Consider the following 16,839-nt stretch of genomic DNA (forward strand, 5'->3'; position numbering starts at 1 on the left):
ACCGCGACCGGTCATCGATGCGGCCCGGCAGTGTAACCGAAGAAAGGAGAAATCATGAAATATACGCGCTATGTATCGGAATTCGAGCAGTTCCTGAATCGTTACAAGGAAGAGCACCCCAATGTGGAAGCGGACCAGCGCCGCGGCTGGAAGATCTGGTGGGACCACCGGCAGGACCTCGATGCGCTGGACCGGCAGCGGCGGGATTCGGTGGAGACCAAGCCGTATTATTACGGGTGATGCGGCGTGTGATGGGTGGCCTGGGCCTGTGGGGCTGGGCTGCTCGAAGTTCGGGGGGCGCCTGCGTCCAGGGTCTGCCGGAGCGGCGTATCGACACATTGAAAGCGCATGCTCTCCCCCCCAACGGCGAAGGGCTGGGGTCAGACCCGCCGGGTCTGACCCCGGAATTTGCACTTGGGTTGGGCTTGTCCAAGCGGCATCAGGGAATGACTACGCTGGCCCAGGCCGAGCCTTGCAAGGCCAGGCCGTTCGACTGACTTCGGTTAGTGCCACGGTACGCTGCCCAGGCCTGGCCTTGCAAGGCCAGGCCGTTCGACTGACTTCGGTTAGTGCCACGGTACGCTGCCCCAGTCCTGGCCTTGCAAGGCCAGGCCGTTCGACTGACTTCGGTTCGTGCCACGGTACGCTGCCCCAGGCCGAGCCTTGCAAGGCTCGGCCGTTCAGCGCGCGCGGAGCTGTGCTCCGCGAAACCCGCGCTTCACCCCTTCCATGTGCGTTTCAGGCCGGTGTCGGCGTGAATCCATCCGCCCCGCGGTCCACCACGGAAGTAAAAGCCCACCCCGCCCTGCCGGAAGCTCTTGATGAGTCCGCCGACGACTTCCTCGTTCAGGTTGGCGATGCGGATGTCGGCGGCCTTCCCCTCCAGGTGCAGCGACTGGCGCGCGGCCGGGATGCCCTGCTCGCGCAGCCGCTGGTTCGACGCGGGCGTGCGGTAGCCGGACAGGATCTCGATCGGGCTGTTGATGCCGTAGCGTGCCACGAAGGCCTGTGCGCCCCACAGCGTTTCCAGCAGCTTCGGATCCATCGGCGCGGTCGACTTGCCGTTGACGTCGCGCAGCAGGTGGCACAGCTGCTGGTAGCCGGAGTCGATCAGTTCGCCATCCTTCCAGTACAGGACCGAGGCCTTTTCGCCGCTCTGCGGCCGGGTCACGGTCAGCGTACGGGGCTTGAGCCAGAATTCCAGGTCCAGCGCCTGGGCGTCGAAAATATCGGGCGGCGGCTCCAGCGCCTGCGCGCGCGCCGGCGCCAGGCCGACCAGCGGTGCCCCGATGAAGCTGGCGGCGGCTGCCCCCAGTGTCTTGTGTAGAAAATCTCTGCGCGTTGCCATAGCTATCCCATTGGTGCGGTAAAACGGATGCGAGCGTCACTATAGCCGATGGCGCGGGAACTTGAGAAAGCTCTTTAACTGTGTGGCGTAAAATGTATCATTCATGGCTCGACATTTAAGGCCGGCCTAAGCAATGCCGGCTTGTCGATGCCCCTGGCGTCTGGTCTTCCCTCAGGCGGCCTCTCGCACCGATTGGGCCGGCAGCGCGGCGCGCGGCAGGTCCAGCGCATGGCCCTGGGCCAGCGGCTGCACCCCGGCCAGTTCCGCGATGGCATGCAGGCCGCCCAGCGCGGCGGCACCCTCGGCATGGTGGAACACGATCCTGGTGTCCCGCCCGGCCGCGGCCGACAGCAGGCGCGCCAGGCCTTGCCAGTCGCGCGCGGTGCGCGCATCGCAGCGGATCACGTCCGGCCGCACGCGCTCGAGCAGCGCCAGCCCTTCCTGCACGCTGCCGGCATGCACGGCGAACCGGAAACCGTTGCGCCGGTAATTGTCGGCCACGTAGCCCAGCAGCCAGTTCTGCTGCGGCGTGGTCGGCGGCAGTTGCAGCACGATGCGCGCCACCGGCAGTTCGAGCGCGTCGAGGATGCGCCGGAACGCATGGCCATGGTTGCTGCTGACGGCGGACAGCAGCCGGCCGTGCACGTTCAGGTGGAGGTCCAGCCGTTCGCAATCGGGCTGGCGGAAGAAATTGATCGCGTGGAGCATGCGGCACAGGCGGTCGAGTTCCACCGACTCGTCGTCGCTGGCCGCGTTTTCCAGCAGGCGCCACAGCGACAATCCCTCATCCTCGGCCGACAGCCCGCGCGCCAGCCCTTCGCAGGCAACGGCGCTGCCGCTGTCGAGTTCGCGGATCGGGTGGAACACGCTCGTCATCGTGCAATTGAAGAAGCGGCCATGGGCGCGGCCGGCGGCGTCGAGCCACAGCGATGACGGCGACCTGGCTTCGGCGGGATCGGCCAGCCGGGCCAGGTACTGTTGCAGGATGGGGAAACTCATTGCAGCCTTTCTGAAGCGGATACGGTGCGACAAGGCTACGGCGCGGCGGGCAATTTCAGAACGAATCGTTTTGCCGATGGATATTCGCACCGTGCATATCGCCGCCGCATTCGCATGTCGGAAGACATGAAAGCGTACGGAAACGACGGCTTTGATGCGCCAGTACTCCCCGCGATCCCCTGCCGACCACGCGGCAGTCAACCGAGGCGCGGATGGCTGGATTTCTCGAAAGCATCGCGGTGGCACATAAGCATATTGAAAAAGATTCGTTCCTGGCCGAGGCGTGCACGGGTATCTTGGACTCAACTTCAATGATTTTCGATGCCACCATGTGCCAGCTCCTCGGATTGAACAGCAGCGTACCCGCCGGACTCGGGCCATTCTTCGACGTATTCGCCGAACGGGGTGGCCGCACCGACGAGCACAAGGACGGCTGGGGCATCGCCTTCCATAGCGGCAAGCGTTGCAGGCTGTACACGGACCACCGTGCCGCGATCGATTCGCCGCTGGCGGTGCGTGTCCGCCGCGGCGCGCTGCGCGCCCGCAACATCCTCGCGCATATCCGCAAGGCCACGCAGGGCCGCATCGCCATCGAAAACGTGCACCCGTTCGCCCGCCAGCTGTGGGGCCGCACCTGGTGCTTCGCGCACAATGGCGACCTGAAGGAATTCGCGCCGGCGCCGGGCCGCTTCGTGCCGCAGGGCGACACCGACAGCGAGGCGGCGTTCTGCCTGCTGCTGTCGCGCCTGGCCGCCCGCTTCCCGCACGGCGAACCAGCCACCTCCGTGCTGCGCGACGCGCTGGCCGAGGTGGCCGTCGAGATCGCCGCGCACGGCACCTTCAACTTCATCCTGTCGAATGGCGAAACACTGTTCGCGCACTGCTCCACGCACCTGCACTACCGCCTGGACGACGGCCGCGCAATGATCGCCACCCAGCCGGTCGACACGCGCGACGGCTGGGTCGCCTTCGCCGCCGGCGAATTGAAAGCGTTCGGCAGCGGCGCGCTGCATCCCTGATCCTGCAGCGGCGCCGCACCCTTCCTTCTGCCGCGTAGCTCCCCCTGTAACCGCCGAGTCCGGCGCCCGCTATAATCGGGCGCCATGAACGCCAACCACCACACCGCCCAGGCCCGCATCGACTGGATCTCCAGCGGCGCCACCGCCGGGCACAACGAAGACCACGTCGCCGTCTTCGAGGCCCGCGGGCTCACCGACCTTGTCGTGCTGGACGGTGCGACCTCCGTTGCGGAGCGAAATTATCTCGATGACGGCGGCGACGTCGCCTGGTTCGTGCACCGTTTCACCGCCGCCCTCGAACCGGCGGTCCGCGACGGCCTCGACCAGCACGCCGCCGTGCACAGGGCCATCGGCACGGTGCATGCCGACTTCGTGGCCCGGGCCGGTGGCGCGGCCATTCCGGTCCATGCCTGGCCGATTGCCGCGCTGACGTGGATCCGCGCGACCTCCGATGGCATGCTCCACCTCTACTGCCTGGGCGACTGCATTACGCTGATGCGCCTGCCGGACGGCGGCGTCGCCGATCTCGACCCGTACACCAATCCCCAGGAAGCCGTGCTGCAGGCGGAAATCGCCCGGCTGCGCGCGGCCGGCATCGACGACCCGGCGGTCCGCCACGCCCGCCTGCTGCCGATGCTGCGTGCGCGGCGTGAATACCAGAACAGTTGCGCAAATCCGGCCATCCTGTGCCTGCGGCCGGACGGGGCTTTCGCCGCGCGGCGCCGCGTGCTGCCGATGCCGGCGGGCGCCACGCTGCTCGGCATGACGGACGGGTATTACCGGCTGGTCGACCCGTACCGGCTCCATACCCCGGCATCGCTGCTGGAACTGTGCATGGAACAGGGCGTGGAGGCGGGGCTGCGGGCGTTGCGCAGCCACGAGGAAGAAATGAAAGCGGTCATGGCGGTCAAGCGCGCCGACGATGCGTCGGCCGTGCTGTGGCGGCCGGCCTGACGCTAGGGACCGCTACGCGGAATTGCAGTTGCAAAAACGCTTGCGCGCATCGGGCTGGGCGCCCTGCACCAGCGGTTTCCAGAACAGGATCGTTTCCACGCCGTATGGCGAGCGCACATTGCCGTCGCGCCGGTAGCCGGCCGCCGCGAAGAAGCCTTCGGCGGTGGCGGTGCTGTGCAGGTACAGCGCCTTCATGCCGAGGGCCAGCGCACGCTCTTCCATCCGCCGCAGCAGCACACTGCCGGCGCCCTGGCGCTGCGCTTCCGGCAGCAGGTAGCACAGCGCCAGCTTGCCGGCACCGGTCAGCAGCGAGACGCCGACGATGCCGCCATCCTGTACCGCCACCAGCGAATAATTGGTCGGCGATTCGAACCAGGAAGCGACCGTGCCCGGATGCTTGTTGCCCAGCCACGCCGCGAGGATGTCCGGGTCGTCGCGATGGTCGAGCACGCAGCACTCGGCGATCGAGCGGCGCAGGACCTGGCAGGCGGCAACGGCATCGGGAGGTGTGGCGGGACGGATCTCGAAACTCATGGAAACTTGTGAAGACAGCGCAATGCGGGTCACTGGTTGGTCAGCTGATTAGGCGGACTATACACCAGTCAGCCGGAAGCCGCCGGCACCGTGCGCAGCCATCCCATCTAAGCAAATTACAAAAATATAGTATCTTTCCGAACGGGATTTGACGACCATTGCTTATCTGTTTTCTACACGAGCACACCATGCCAAATAAAAAAATCGCATTTAGCGCAGTATTCAGCCCGGCCCGCAGGCTCCTGCTGGCGGGCGTCGCGGCCTCCGCCATGGCCATCGCCCCGGCCCATGCGGCCGACGTCACGCTGCTGAACGTGTCGTACGACGTGGCGCGCGAACTGTACAAGGACATCAACCCCGTCTTTGAGGCCCAGTACCAGAAACAGTCGGGCAAGAGCATCGAAGTCAAGCAGTCGCATGGCGGCTCCTCGAAGCAGGCGCGCTCGGTGGCCGACGGCCTGGAAGCGTCGGTCGTCACGATGAACCAGGCCAACGACATCGACATGCTGTCCGACCGCGGCCTGGTGGCGAAGGACTGGGCAAAACGGTTCCCGAACAATGCCGCGCCGATGTATTCGACGATGGTGTACCTGGTCCGCAAGGGCAATCCGAAAGGCATCAAGGACTGGGCCGACCTGGCCAAGCCGGGCGTGCAGGTGGTGATCCCGAATCCGAAGACCGCCGGCAACGGCCGCTATACGTACCTGGCCGCCTGGGGTTCGGTGCTGCAGAACGGCGGCAACGACGCGCAGGCCCGCGAGCTGGTGACGAAGATCTTCCGCAACGTGCCGGTGCTGGACGGCGGCGGCCGCGCGGCCACCACCACGTTCACGCAGCGCCAGATCGGCGACGTGCTGGTGACGTTCGAGAACGAGGTCAGCCTGGTGCGCGCCGAGATGGGCAGCAACTTCGACATCGTCTACCCGTCCGTGTCGATCCTGGCCGAATCGCCTGTCGCCGTGGTGGACAAGGTGGTCGACAAGCGCGGCATCCGCAAGGAAGCCACCGCCTACCTGAACTTCCTGTACTCGGAAGCGGGCCAGGAAATCATCGCCAAACATTACCTGCGCCCCCGTTCCGCGGCGGTCGCCAAGAAGTACGCGGCGCAGTTCAAGCCCATCAAGCTGTTCACGGTCGATGACGTGTTCGGTGGCTGGCGCGCGGCTCAGAAGCGCCACTTCGACGATGGCGGCGAGTTCGACAAGATCTACGGCGGCAAGTAAGCAAGTGGCCGATTAGCGGGAAAGCAAGCAGTCAGCCGGGCGAGATGGCATCTACCGGCGTGAGCGTCCCAGGCGCGCCCGTCCCTCACCAGGGACGGGCGCGCCGTCATTTTGATGGCGCTGTTCGCGTTGTGTAGCCTTGCCGGTGGTCACGGAACTTTCTTGCATGCCGAGCGGGACAAAAAGCCGATGCCCCTAGGCTGGCGCCACGGCAATGTGCAGCCATTGCCGCGGTGCCGTCAGCTCGGCGGCATCTAGGACACGTAGCCAGCCGGTGTAATTGGCCAGGTAGCGGCTGGCAACGCCGTTGAATCGGCGCAGCCAGGTCTTGAAGCGGCCATGCCATCCGTTGACACCCTGGATATGGAGCGCGCCGCGCGCCCGAATGCCAGCATGCACATTGATTGCTTCGTGCGTGATGCCGGCCTGCTTCGCAAATGTCTGGTACGCCTTGGCGGCATCGGTTAACAGCAGCACATCGGGCGCCAGCACGGGCTTCAGGTGCTTCATCAACTGGCCGGCGCTGACCGGGCCGCGGCCCGTCACGAAGTCACACGTTTGCCGGTTGCGGTCACGGGCAACGAGGATGCAGTCCAACTCTTTACTGATGCCACACCGGGTGGCCTTGCCGCCGCGTTTGCGGGGCGGGCGGTCCAGGTGCCTGGAACCCTTTTGTGATTCGAGATAATAGGGCGTAGTAGGGGTTTCGGCGAGCACCGCTCGTCGCCTACGCAGCGGTGCTCGCTTGCAAGCGAGCACTCCTCCTTCGTCAATCGACGATGCCGGAAAGCTGCGGACGCGGTGCCCGGAGCACGGCGGCGATGAACCGGTGGCGCCATCGAAAGCTGGTCGACTTGGCCACCGCGACGCGCCTGGCTGCCGAACGCACAGGGGTCGACTCGATCAGGCATTGCAGGTATTGCAGCCACTTGTCGCGCAGGCGCAGACGGGCAAGCGGCGTGCCGGTCAAGGCGTTGAAGCTGCGCCGGCACGCCACGCAGCGATAGCGCTGCAAGCCACTGGCCTGCCCGCAACGGTGGGACCGCTGACACTCGCAATGTGGACAGGGCGGCTTTCCGGTGGCTTCCTCGATCAGGCGAAGACACTGCCCTGGTTGCTCGACGCCGGCCAGAAAGCGCTGCAACAACGTGACCTGATCTTTTGAAAGCGGTTGCCGCATTAACGCTTCGATCAGTACTCCAACATCCGCCGTGCCCATGTCGCCTCCTGATATACATGAAGTATCTCAACAGGAACTCAGACTGTGATTCCGGCGGGAAGTTCCCCCAATTAGCGCGCACAGCGCCATTTTGATAGCACATAAACATGACTTGATCACATATTTGTAATGTTTCGTCCCGCACGGCTGGGATAGTCTGGACTGGGCCGCCGCGCGCATGCTATCTTTCGGCCTCCTGGACATTGCTCTACAGCATTGCTCCATCCGCTCGTCCATCCCACGAACAATAATGATCAAGAAACTTGCAGCCGCCCTGCTGCTATCCGCCTCCGCAGCCGCGCTCGCCGTGCCGCTCGGTTCGCAATCCGTGCTGGTCGTCGACGACGCCGGCAAAGTCATCGTTGAAAAGAATGCCGGCGCCATCGTGCCGATCGCCTCGCTGACCAAGCTGATGACGGCGATGGTCGTGCTCGATTCCAGGCTGGACATGCAGGAACAGATCAGCATCGACCGCGAAGACGTCGATACGCTGAAGCACAGTACGTCGCGCGTGCCGGTCGGCGCCACGCTGTCCCGCGCCGATGTCCTGCACCTGGCCCTGATGTCGTCGGATAACCGCGCCGCCGCGTCGCTGGCCCGCACCTTCCCCGGTGGCCCCGCCGCCTTCAAGGCCGCCGTCAACGCCAAGATCCGCGCGCTGGGCATGACGCGCACGCGCATCGACGAACCCACCGGCCTGTCGCCGCACAACACGTCGACCGCCGAAGACCTGGTCAAGATGGCCGCCGCCGCGGCGCGCTATCCCACCATCGCCAGCATGACGACCGACAAGAGCGACATCATGCAGATCAAGGGCCGCCAGGTCGAATACCACAACACCAACCGCCTGGTCGGCGCCAAGGGCTGGGACATCGGCCTGTCGAAGACCGGCTACACCGAAGAAGCGGGCCGCTGCCTGATCATGCGCATCAAGGCCGCCGGCAAGAACGCCACGATGGTGCTGCTGAACGCCAGCGGCTCCTCCGCGCGCATCGCCGACGCGCTCAATATCCGCCGCCTGATCACCGGCAACGACGAACCCCGCGCGATCACGGCTGCGACGAAGGTGCGCGGCAATCCGGTCTCAGCGAAGATGCGCATGCTCCCGGCCTCGACGAAGGTGCGCAAGGCCACCGCGAAGAGCAGCGTCCGCAAGGCCGCCGCCAAGTCCAGCGCGCGCAAGAAGGCGGTCCCCCGCACCGACAAGAAGAAGCCGGTGCGCCGCCGCGCCTCGTAAGCGGCACGCGACCGCAATGAAACAGCCGGCCAGGAGCCGGCTTTTTTACGCCCGCGTGCGGCGCCAATGCACCCTGCGCTGTCCATGCGCGCCTGGCCCGGTCATCAAGCGGTCACGGGAGCCCCCTAGAATTCCCCGCTCTCATCAACCCTTGCATTACCTACATCAGAGCGCATGAGCAAAATCTCCCGTCCTCCCGAACCCGAAGACTTCGGCACCAACCAGTCCGGCAACCCGTATTTCGGCGACATCGTCCACGCCAGGCTGTCGCGCCGCGCCATCCTGACCGGCGGCCTCAGCACGGTAGCGCTGGCATTGTTCGGCTGCGGCGGCAGCGACGATGCCGCCCCCGTCACCACCGCGCCGGCCACGCCCGCACCGGCCGAGCCGGCACTGCCCGCCAACACGCTGAACTTCGAGAGCGTGAAGCGCACGCCGATGCTGGCCGGCGACGACCTGGTCGTGCCGCCCGGCTACCGCTGGACCGCCGTGACGAAACAGGGCGACCCGATCGGCAGCAAGCTGGGCGCCCCCGCCTTCCGCACCAGCGCCGCGCGCCGTTTCGACACCACCGGCGCCGAGGCGGAACTCCAGTTCGGCGACAACCACGACGGCATGGCGTACTTCCCCCTGCCCTACGGCTCGAAGAGCAGCGACCGCGGCCTGCTGGCCATCAACCACGAGGCGGCGCGAGCCGGCGTGATCAGCGGTTTCCGCTTCACCGGCGTGACCGCCACGACCGATCCGGCCACGCTGGACCCGGCCGGCGAAACGGCGATGAACCCGGACGTGGTGCGCAAGCAGAAGGCTTACCACGGCGTGTCGGTGGCCGAGGTGTACCGCGATGCCGCCGGCCAGTGGCAGGTGCAGCGCGATTCGGCCTACGCCCGCAAGGTGCATGCCGATACGTGGATCGCCATCGGCGGCCCGGCGCGGGGCCACGCGGCGATGCGCACCGGCGGCGATCCGGCCGGCGAACAGGTGCGCGGCACGCTGGGCAATTGCGGCAGCGGCGCCACGCCATGGGGGACCTACCTCACCTGCGAAGAGGATTGCCACAAGAACTACTTCGCCACGCGCGAACTGCCGGCCAGCGATGCGCGCTTCCAGGACCCGAAATGGGCGCGCTACAACATCGTCAGCGGCTACGTGCGCGACTACACCTGGCACTTCGTCGACAAGCGCTTCGACCTGGCGGCCGAACCCAATGAAACCAACCGCTTCGGCTGGGTCGTCGAGATCGATCCGTACGACCCTTCCTGGCAGCCGGTGAAGCGCACGGCGCTGGGCCGCTTCGCGCACGAGAACGTGGCGCACCTGGTGAATGCCGACAAGCGCGTGGCCTTCTACATGGGCGACGACCAGGGCTTCGACTACATCTACAAGTTCGTGACCGCGAAGGCGATGGACCCGGACAACCGCACCGCCAACCGCGGCCTGCTCGACGAGGGCACGCTGTACGTGGCGAAGTTCGCCGAGGATGGCGGCGGCGAATGGCTGCCGCTGGTGCACGGCCAGAATGGCCTGACGGCGGAAAACGGCTTCCCCGACCAGGCGTCGGTGCTGATCTGGGCACGCCTGGCGGCCGACAAGGTGGGCGCCACGCAGATGGACCGGCCCGAGTGGCTGGCATCGGACGCGGCCAGCGGCTGGGTCTACGCCACGCTGTCGAACAACACCAGCCGCGGCAACGCCACCGCGCCCGGCAACAGCACGGCCACGCCGCGCGCCGCGCAGGCGAAGAACGCCATGAACCCGCGCGACAAGAACCTGCATGGCCACATCATCCGCATGCGCGATGCCGGCGGCAACGTGGCCGGCACGCGCTTCGACTGGGAGATGGTGGTGCTGGCCGGCACCGACACGGCCGACACGCCCGATCCCGCCAACCGCGGCACCATCAAGGGCGACGCCTTCAGCTCGCCGGACAGCGTGATGTTCGATGGCTGGCAGCGCCTGTGGATCGGCACCGATGCCGGCGATGCGCTGAAAGCGTCCGACTGGAGCGGCGCCGGCACCGACTGGTCGGGCCTGGGCAACGACATGCTGCTGGCGATGGATACCCGCAGCGGCCAGGTGAAACGCTTCCTGATCGCGCCGGACGGGGCCGAGGTGTGCGGCACGCAGATGACGGCCGATGGCCGCACGCTGTTCGTCAACATCCAGCACCCGGGCACCGAGCAGCCGCGCGACATCCCGATCGACGCGATGACGTGGCCCGACAAGGTGCCGGTGAGCCAGGGCGGCATCGTGCGCTCCGCCACGGTCGCCATCACGCGCATCGATGGCGGCGTGATCGGCATCTGAGGTTCCGTCCACTGGTGCCGGACACCCGGGCCCTGCCCAGGATGTCGGATACCGGTTTTTGCAGCGGCCCCAGGTTGTTCGCATGAAAACCGGTGTCCGACACCAGCCCGCGACTTTCGTTGGACTGGTGTCGGACACCTACCTCATCAGCGCATCGCCTCCCCCACCAGCGTCACCGGCCCCAGCAACCCGGCCGGCTGCGGCGCGATCTTCGCCGTGTCCTGCAATTCGAAGCGGTTGCCGTAGCGCAGGCGCAGCAGCTTGAAGTCGGGCAGTTCGCGCCCGGCCAGCGCGTTCACGCCCAGGTTGGCCACCTTCACCTCGACCTGGTTGGCGCCCGCCTTCAGGAACGGCGTCAAGTCGAGCCGGTACGGCGGATGCCACAGCGTGCCGGCGCGCTGGCCGTTGACGGTCACGATCGCGGCGTCGCGCAGCGCCGGTTCGTACATCGCCCGCATGCCCGAATGGTGCGCATGCACGCCGCTGTCCGGCAACGGCGTGCCGGTGCCGAAATCGAGCGACAGGCGCTTGCCGTCCAGCTGCTCCCGCGTCACCGTGAGCGTCTTGCCATACACCGCCTGGCCGGAGAAATAGCGCGTCGTTTCGCTGTCGGTCCAGGACACCAGCTTGTCCATCGCCACCGGTGCCCGGCCGGGGAAACGCACCTGCCAGCCGGTCGACAGGTCGGCGACCACGGCGGCATCCCCGGTCTTCGTTTCCGGCGCGGCGCCCGGCAGCGGCGCATCGCTCATCACGTACACCACCGACTCGTATGGCGCCAGCGTGAGCGCCGGCGCCAGGGCCGATTGCGCCAGCTTGCCGCTGTCCGGGTCGAGCCGGGTGGCGTGGCGGCGCGGCTCGCGGAAGACCAGGCTGGCCGCTACCGGCTCGTTGCTGGTGTTGGCGATGAAGTAGATGTCGGCATCGGCCAGCTTGCGGCGCACGAAGCTGATGCGCTTCTGCGCGTCGTCCACACTGCTGCGCTTTTGCGCCTCGCCCACGCGCACGTCGCCTGCGCGAATGTCCGCTACCCGCACGTCGCCGGGCAGCACGGCCTGCAGCGCGCGGCCCAGTTCAAGGTCCGTGGCGATCTTCGTCACGTTCTTCGCCACGCTCTTTGTCACTTCCTGGCCGCGCCCGAACAGCGCGGCCGAGGCGCGCTTCACCTCGGCGGTAATGCGTTGTGCATCCCTGAAGCCCGGCGCCAGCGATGGCGTGGCGCCGATCGCGATGATCTTGCCGCCCTTCTTCACATACGCATCCAGCCTGGCCAGGACCTCGGGAGCGAGGCGCGTCACGTTCGGCATCACCAGCACCGGGTAGCGGTCCAGGCCCACCCGCAGCACGGCTTCCGGATCGACGTAGTCGAGATTGTGCCCGCTGTCCATGATCTGCTGGACCAGCTCCGGCTGGATGAACTTCGGCAGCTCGCCCGACAGCGACGTCTTGCCGGGCCGGTTGATTGCGTACACGTCGTCGTTCGGCAGCAGCACGGCCACCTGGTTGGCCGGCGCGCCCTGGCGCAGCAGGTAGCTGACGCGGGCGAGGTAGCCGGACACCTCCGGCATCACCATGTACCACGGCTGGTGATGGTTGAACACGGCGGCGGCGTATAGCTGGTAGCCGGGTTCCGGCGCGCTGGGCGGCGTGTACGGCCAGCCGTGGCCGATGATCTGCGTGACCCCCTGCACGAACATGCGGTCCGCCTCGGCCTTCATGTCCAGCGGGCTGGCAGTGTGCGCGGGCGAACGCAGCCATGTCCACGTTTCAGCCGATACCACCGGCTTGCCGTACAGGTGCGCCGCCGACGAGGCCAGGCGCGTGAACGAGAATTGCCGGTATTGCGCGCCCTCGCCCTCGAACAGGTCCTGGTGGCGGAAGCTCGACAGCGAAGCCGGCGGTTCGCCGTAGGTCTGCGAGCGGAACCGGGTGCCGTGGCGGTGCGCCCAGTCGGTCACCGGTTTCAGGTAATTGTCTTCCACCAGCTCCGTCTGCGTGAGGGCCCAGTCGTGCCGCAGCGCGGGCGCGTCTGCGCCCTGCCCGGAAAACACCAGCGGCAGGTAGGGCCGCAGGTCATAGCCGCGCCGGCGCTGGAATTGTTCCAGGAAGTCGCCGGTCCAGTCGGTGCCGTAGCTTTCCAGGCTGTCCGAGAAGATCGCGTACGGCGGCTGGTCGCCGAAGGCCTTCAGAAGCGGCTCCCCCACGTTCTCCAGGTGGTTGTCGATGGCGCGGCGGCTCATGTGGTCGAGCACGAAGCCTTCGCCGCCCACCGCCGGGCGTTTCACCTGCATGCCGGAGCGGCTGGCGATGTAGTACACGGCCACGCGCGGCCCGGCCGCCGGCGCCACGGTGCCGCGGCCATCCGGCGCCGCCACGGCCGGCATCGCCTTCAGGCGCGTGGCGTCGTATTCCTTTGCCGTGCCGGCGCCGATGAACGCGGCTTCGATCTTCTCGCCTTCCGACACCACCGGCAACGGGTAGCTGCCCGCGCCGGCCGGCACTTCCACCGCCACCACGCGCATCTTGCCGATCGCGTCTCCGATGCCGATGTGCGGGCCGCCGAACGGCCAGCCGCTGCCCAGCGTGAGGTCGACGCGCAGGCCGGCCGCGCGGCCCTTTTCGTTGGCGAAGCGCACCGCGTCGAGGTGTTCCGGCGACAGGAAAGGCAGGTTCTTCACCCCGCGCGACGGATCGTCCAGCGCCATCGGATACACGGCCTGGATTTCCACGCCGCCGATCCCGCCTTCCTTCATCCGGCCGATCTCGAGGGCCAGCTGGCTTTTCTCGACGGCGGGGCCGAACCACCACCAGCGCATCATCGGCCGCGCGTCGGCAGGCGGCGTGGCCAGGTGCCGGGCGACGTCGCCGATGCGCTGGTAGACGGTCGGGTCGTGCGCGGAGCGCTTGTGCGGCGATGGATCTTGGGGCGCAGGTTCGTGCGGCGATGGATCGTGCGGCGAAGCATGCGCCAGGCAGGCTACGGCGGCCGCGGCCAGCACGCCCCGCCGCAACAGGACCGCCGCGGCGGCCGGAGTGGTCGGGGCGCTTGCCGGTGCGGCGCGGAACGGGCGTGGGGGGCGCTGGGACATGCGCGGTCTCCTCTTCAATGCTTGGGTGGACACGGCAGCGGCGCGGCGCCCGTTGCCGGGCCGACCTGCGCTGCCGCCCGTAGTATTGATGAGGCGACGCGGTTTTTCCTATGGCCGCGCGGGCCCGCGGCGGAAATAGTCAGGACATTGATCGTTCGGCAGGTGTCTCCGGCACCAGCGACAGCACGTGCGCCGGGTGGGGACGGCCGTGCAGCTGCACGCGGTTGCGCGCGAGGCATTCGTGCACGGCGCCCGCCTTGCGCGCCAGGCCGAGGCTCGCCGCGTTGCCCTCGGCGACGATGATCTCCACGCGATGCTGGCCCAGCTGTTCGAAGGCATGGCGCGCCAGCAGGTGCACGGCGGCCAGGCCGGCGCCCTGCCGCTGGGCCGACTGCCGCAGCCAGTAACCCAGGTTGCAGAAGGCATTGATCCTGTTGAACTGGTTCAGGCCGGCCGCGCCGAGGAGGACTTCGCCTTCGGCCCGGAAGATGCCGAATTCGTGCGACACGCCATCGCGGCGCGCGGCCGCGCAGTGGGCGATCCACTCTTCCGCATCGCTCGAGCCGTAGGCCGCATGCGCCCAGCCCATCCATTTGCCGACGGTGTCCGCGGACTCGCGCACGGCGGCAACGAGCGCCGGCGCGTCGGCCGGCACGAGGGGGCGCAACAGGAAATCGGCGGTGCGAAGCTGGGTCATCGGGCATCCCTGGTCATGGTGCCGCATCGCCGGGCTGGCGCTGCGGGCTGGCGTTGGCAAAAAGTCATGATGAGCCCCCATCTTAGCGAAGCCCGGAAATCCCGGCAATGCCCGGCCGGCGGTGGCCCCGGCCGCCAGTCTTGTGCGACTTCCGGTGGCAAAACCTGCGATACTGTACGGCCCACCAACTCTGTCGGGGAGCACAGCATGGAAGCACAAGAGGTTCACCGTGGCCGCCTGATCGACCACATCCAGCTGGTCGTGAAAGACCTGCCCGCGTCGCAGAAGTTCTATACCGCCGTCTTCGGCGCGCTGGACATTCCGATCGGCGGCACGGCCGAGGATTATTTCTGGGTCGACGAGCTGTTCGTCTCCGCGCAGGACAGCGAGACCGCGCAGGGCCACCTGACGGGCCGCCATCACCTGGCGTTCCAGGCCCGCGACCGCGCCATGGTCGATGCCTTCCACCGGGCCGCGCTCGATGCCGGCGGCCAGGACAACGGCGCGCCGGGCGAGCGGCCCTACCACCCCGGCTACTATGCGGCGTTTGTCATCGACCCGGACGGCAACAACATCGAAGCCGTGTTCCACGGCGAATCGAAGCGCAGCGCGCCATCCGTGCATATCACGTGGTAAGCGGCCTCGCGCCGGTCCGGTAATCCCGGGGCCGCCCGCATCACTGCCGGGATACCGAAACCGGTATCCCGGCCGCCTGCCGCTTACTCGAACCAGCTGAAGCCGTCGCGCGCCAGCAGGGCGAACGATTCGGACGGGCCCCACGTGCCGGCCGCGTAGCCGCGCGGCTTCTCGTTCAGCGTGCCCCAGCCTTCGATGATCGGGTCGGCCCATTCCCACGCCGCTTCCAGTTCGTCGCGCCGCATGAAGTGCGTGAGGCGGCCGCGCACCACGTCGATCAGCAGGCGCTCGTACGCTTCGGCACGGCGCTGCGTGAACGCCGAATGCAGGTCGAGGTTCAGTTCCACCTGCTGCATATGCATGCCGCTGCCGGGCTGCTTGGCCATCACCTGCAGCTTGATCGCTTCTTCCGGCTGCAGCTCGATCACCAGCCGGTTGGCGACGCCCGCAGAACTCTCCGGGAACAAGGGGAACGGCGGGTTGGCGAATTCCACCACGATCTTCGACGAACGGCGCTCCATGCGCTTGCCGGTGCGCAGGTAGAACGGCACCTTGGACCAGCGCCACGTGTCGACGTACGTGCGCAGCGCCACGAAGGTTTCCGTGCCGCTGTCCGGCGGCACGTTCTTCTCTTCCAGGTAACCCGGCACGGCCTGGTTGCCGCTGGCGCCCCGCACGTACTGGCCGCGCACCGTGTCGCGCGCGATGGTGGCCAGGTTGAAGCGGCGCAGCGAGCGCAGCACCTTCAGTTTTTCATCGCGCACCGCGTCGGGCGCCAGCGATGCCGGCGGTTCCATGGCGACGATGCACAGCAGCTGCAGCAGGTGGTTCTGCACCATGTCGCGCATGGCGCCGGTGCCGTCGTAGAAGCCGGCACGGCTGCCCACGCCCACTTCCTCGGCCACCGTGATCTGCACGCTGGAGATGTTCGGCGCGCGCCACAGCGGTTCCAGGATCGAGTTCCCGAAGCGCAGCACCATCAGGTTCTGCACGGTTTCCTTGCCCAGGTAATGGTCGATGCGGTAGATCTGCGACTCGGCGAAATGCTTGCCGACCGCTTCGTTGATTTCCACCGCCGAGGCCAGGTCGCTGCCCAGCGGTTTTTCCAGCACCACCCGCGCATTGCCGTCGACCAGGCCAGCCGCGGACAGCTTTTCGCAGATGGTGGTGAACAGCGATGGCGCGGTGGAGAGATAGAACACCCGCACCGCGCCTTCGCGCGAGACTTTGGCCAGCGCGGTCAGGTCGTCCTGCTGCACGTCCACGCGCACGAATTCCAGGCGCTGCAGGAAGCTGCGCCATGCGTCGTCGGTGAAATTGCCGTCCGAGATGAACGAACGCGAATGTTCCTCGACGAATGCCAGGTACGCCTCGCGGTTGAAATCCTGGCGCCCCGTGGAAATGATGCGGGTGCCGGACGGCAGGTTGCCGTGCAGGTGGGCCATGTACAGCGCCGGCAGCAGTTTGCGCATGGCGAGGTCGCCCATGCCCCCGAAGATGATCATGTCGAGTGGCAGGCTGTTATCTGGTTGTGCGGACGAGGTCATATCGATCGATGTGGTTGAAGAGGGAGATGA

At 67.1% G+C, this 16,839-nt stretch carries 15 protein-coding genes; 7 read left to right on the top strand and 8 right to left on the bottom strand.

The window, feature by feature from the left end; translation table 11 throughout:
• Window positions 1-54 precede the first annotated feature (54 nt).
• On the top strand, window positions 55-240 hold the full coding sequence (locus OU994_RS21410) for a DUF3460 family protein (protein ID WP_131145177.1): 186 nt from the start codon (window positions 55-57) through the stop codon (window positions 238-240).
• A gap of 478 nt (window positions 241-718) precedes the next feature.
• Here OU994_RS21410 and OU994_RS21415 read toward each other — a convergent pair whose 3' ends face one another.
• Complete coding sequence (locus OU994_RS21415; RefSeq protein WP_131145176.1) at window positions 719-1,348, bottom strand: DUF882 domain-containing protein; 630 nt, start codon at window positions 1,346-1,348, stop codon at window positions 719-721.
• 171 nt (window positions 1,349-1,519) lie between these two features.
• Window positions 1,520-2,347 carry an EAL domain-containing protein gene (locus OU994_RS21420; protein WP_281607564.1) on the bottom strand — a complete coding sequence of 276 codons (828 nt, stop codon included), beginning with the start codon at window positions 2,345-2,347 and terminating at the stop codon, window positions 1,520-1,522.
• A gap of 329 nt (window positions 2,348-2,676) precedes the next feature.
• Here OU994_RS21420 and OU994_RS21425 point away from each other — a divergent pair, with 329 nt between their 5' ends.
• Together OU994_RS21425 and OU994_RS21430 are read left to right on the top strand one after the other, a co-directional pair.
• Entirely contained in the window at window positions 2,677-3,366 is a 690-nt protein-coding gene (locus OU994_RS21425; protein WP_281607565.1) for a class II glutamine amidotransferase, read from the top strand.
• Between the two features lie 84 nt (window positions 3,367-3,450).
• Window positions 3,451-4,320 carry a protein phosphatase 2C domain-containing protein gene (locus tag OU994_RS21430; protein WP_281607566.1) on the top strand — a complete coding sequence of 290 codons (870 nt, stop codon included), beginning with the start codon at window positions 3,451-3,453 and terminating at the stop codon, window positions 4,318-4,320.
• A 12-nt stretch (window positions 4,321-4,332) separates the two neighbouring features.
• Here the strand turns inward: OU994_RS21430 and OU994_RS21435 are convergent, their stop codons facing one another.
• The gene (locus OU994_RS21435) at window positions 4,333-4,854 is read right to left on the bottom strand and encodes a GNAT family N-acetyltransferase (RefSeq protein ID WP_281607567.1); all 522 of its coding nucleotides are present in this window, start codon (window positions 4,852-4,854) and stop codon (window positions 4,333-4,335) included.
• 188 nt (window positions 4,855-5,042) lie between these two features.
• Between OU994_RS21435 and OU994_RS21440 the strand changes: the two genes are divergently transcribed.
• Window positions 5,043-6,077 (top strand): sulfate ABC transporter substrate-binding protein, encoded by a 1,035-nt coding sequence (locus OU994_RS21440; protein ID WP_281607568.1) that lies wholly within the window; start codon window positions 5,043-5,045, stop codon window positions 6,075-6,077.
• 195 nt (window positions 6,078-6,272) lie between these two features.
• Here OU994_RS21440 and OU994_RS21445 read toward each other — a convergent pair whose 3' ends face one another.
• Window positions 6,273-6,794 (bottom strand): IS1595 family transposase, encoded by a 522-nt coding sequence (locus OU994_RS21445; RefSeq protein WP_281607569.1) that lies wholly within the window; start codon window positions 6,792-6,794, stop codon window positions 6,273-6,275.
• Window positions 6,795-6,846: 52 nt separating this feature from the next.
• Complete coding sequence (locus OU994_RS21450; protein ID WP_281607570.1) at window positions 6,847-7,296, bottom strand: hypothetical protein; 450 nt, start codon at window positions 7,294-7,296, stop codon at window positions 6,847-6,849.
• Window positions 7,297-7,546: 250 nt separating this feature from the next.
• On the opposite strand from OU994_RS21450, the gene OU994_RS21455 reads away from it, so the two are divergent.
• Window positions 7,547-8,533 (top strand): serine hydrolase, encoded by a 987-nt coding sequence (locus OU994_RS21455; RefSeq protein WP_281607571.1) that lies wholly within the window; start codon window positions 7,547-7,549, stop codon window positions 8,531-8,533.
• Between the two features lie 174 nt (window positions 8,534-8,707).
• Window positions 8,708-10,840 (top strand): PhoX family phosphatase, encoded by a 2,133-nt coding sequence (locus OU994_RS21460; RefSeq protein ID WP_281607572.1) that lies wholly within the window; start codon window positions 8,708-8,710, stop codon window positions 10,838-10,840.
• Between the two features lie 146 nt (window positions 10,841-10,986).
• Here OU994_RS21460 and OU994_RS21465 read toward each other — a convergent pair whose 3' ends face one another.
• The gene (locus tag OU994_RS21465; protein ID WP_281607573.1) at window positions 10,987-13,929 is read right to left on the bottom strand and encodes a glycosyl hydrolase; all 2,943 of its coding nucleotides are present in this window, start codon (window positions 13,927-13,929) and stop codon (window positions 10,987-10,989) included.
• Window positions 13,930-14,068: 139 nt separating this feature from the next.
• Window positions 14,069-14,626 (bottom strand): GNAT family N-acetyltransferase, encoded by a 558-nt coding sequence (locus tag OU994_RS21470; RefSeq protein ID WP_281607574.1) that lies wholly within the window; start codon window positions 14,624-14,626, stop codon window positions 14,069-14,071.
• 207 nt (window positions 14,627-14,833) lie between these two features.
• On the opposite strand from OU994_RS21470, the gene OU994_RS21475 reads away from it, so the two are divergent.
• On the top strand, window positions 14,834-15,262 hold the full coding sequence (locus OU994_RS21475; RefSeq protein WP_281607575.1) for a VOC family protein: 429 nt from the start codon (window positions 14,834-14,836) through the stop codon (window positions 15,260-15,262).
• An 83-nt stretch (window positions 15,263-15,345) separates the two neighbouring features.
• Here OU994_RS21475 and zwf read toward each other — a convergent pair whose 3' ends face one another.
• Window positions 15,346-16,809, bottom strand: coding sequence for a glucose-6-phosphate dehydrogenase (gene zwf, locus OU994_RS21480; protein ID WP_281607576.1), 1,464 nt, complete (start codon window positions 16,807-16,809; stop codon window positions 15,346-15,348).
• Between the last annotated feature and the right edge of the window lie 30 nt (window positions 16,810-16,839).

It is taken from the genome of Pseudoduganella sp. SL102 (genome assembly GCF_027856995.1).
In the GTDB taxonomy this organism is placed as follows: Bacteria; Pseudomonadota; Gammaproteobacteria; order Burkholderiales; family Burkholderiaceae_D; genus Rugamonas; species Rugamonas albidiflava.

Excerpts from the sequence above, each read along its gene's own strand:
- OU994_RS21410 (WP_131145177.1), top strand. The coding sequence starts at position 55 with ATGAAATATACGCGCTATGTATCGGAATTCGAGCAGTTCCTGAATCGT.
- OU994_RS21415 (WP_131145176.1), bottom strand. The coding sequence starts at position 1,348 with ATGGCAACGCGCAGAGATTTTCTACACAAGACACTGGGGGCAGCCGCC.
- OU994_RS21420 (WP_281607564.1), bottom strand. The coding sequence starts at position 2,347 with ATGAGTTTCCCCATCCTGCAACAGTACCTGGCCCGGCTGGCCGATCCC.
- OU994_RS21425 (WP_281607565.1), top strand. The coding sequence starts at position 2,677 with ATGTGCCAGCTCCTCGGATTGAACAGCAGCGTACCCGCCGGACTCGGG.
- OU994_RS21430 (WP_281607566.1), top strand. The coding sequence starts at position 3,451 with ATGAACGCCAACCACCACACCGCCCAGGCCCGCATCGACTGGATCTCC.
- OU994_RS21435 (WP_281607567.1), bottom strand. The coding sequence starts at position 4,854 with ATGAGTTTCGAGATCCGTCCCGCCACACCTCCCGATGCCGTTGCCGCC.
- OU994_RS21440 (WP_281607568.1), top strand. The coding sequence starts at position 5,043 with ATGCCAAATAAAAAAATCGCATTTAGCGCAGTATTCAGCCCGGCCCGC.
- OU994_RS21450 (WP_281607570.1), bottom strand. The coding sequence starts at position 7,296 with ATGGGCACGGCGGATGTTGGAGTACTGATCGAAGCGTTAATGCGGCAA.
- OU994_RS21455 (WP_281607571.1), top strand. The coding sequence starts at position 7,547 with ATGATCAAGAAACTTGCAGCCGCCCTGCTGCTATCCGCCTCCGCAGCC.
- OU994_RS21460 (WP_281607572.1), top strand. The coding sequence starts at position 8,708 with ATGAGCAAAATCTCCCGTCCTCCCGAACCCGAAGACTTCGGCACCAAC.
- OU994_RS21465 (WP_281607573.1), bottom strand. The coding sequence starts at position 13,929 with ATGTCCCAGCGCCCCCCACGCCCGTTCCGCGCCGCACCGGCAAGCGCC.
- OU994_RS21470 (WP_281607574.1), bottom strand. The coding sequence starts at position 14,626 with ATGACCCAGCTTCGCACCGCCGATTTCCTGTTGCGCCCCCTCGTGCCG.
- OU994_RS21475 (WP_281607575.1), top strand. The coding sequence starts at position 14,834 with ATGGAAGCACAAGAGGTTCACCGTGGCCGCCTGATCGACCACATCCAG.
- zwf (WP_281607576.1), bottom strand. The coding sequence starts at position 16,809 with ATGACCTCGTCCGCACAACCAGATAACAGCCTGCCACTCGACATGATC.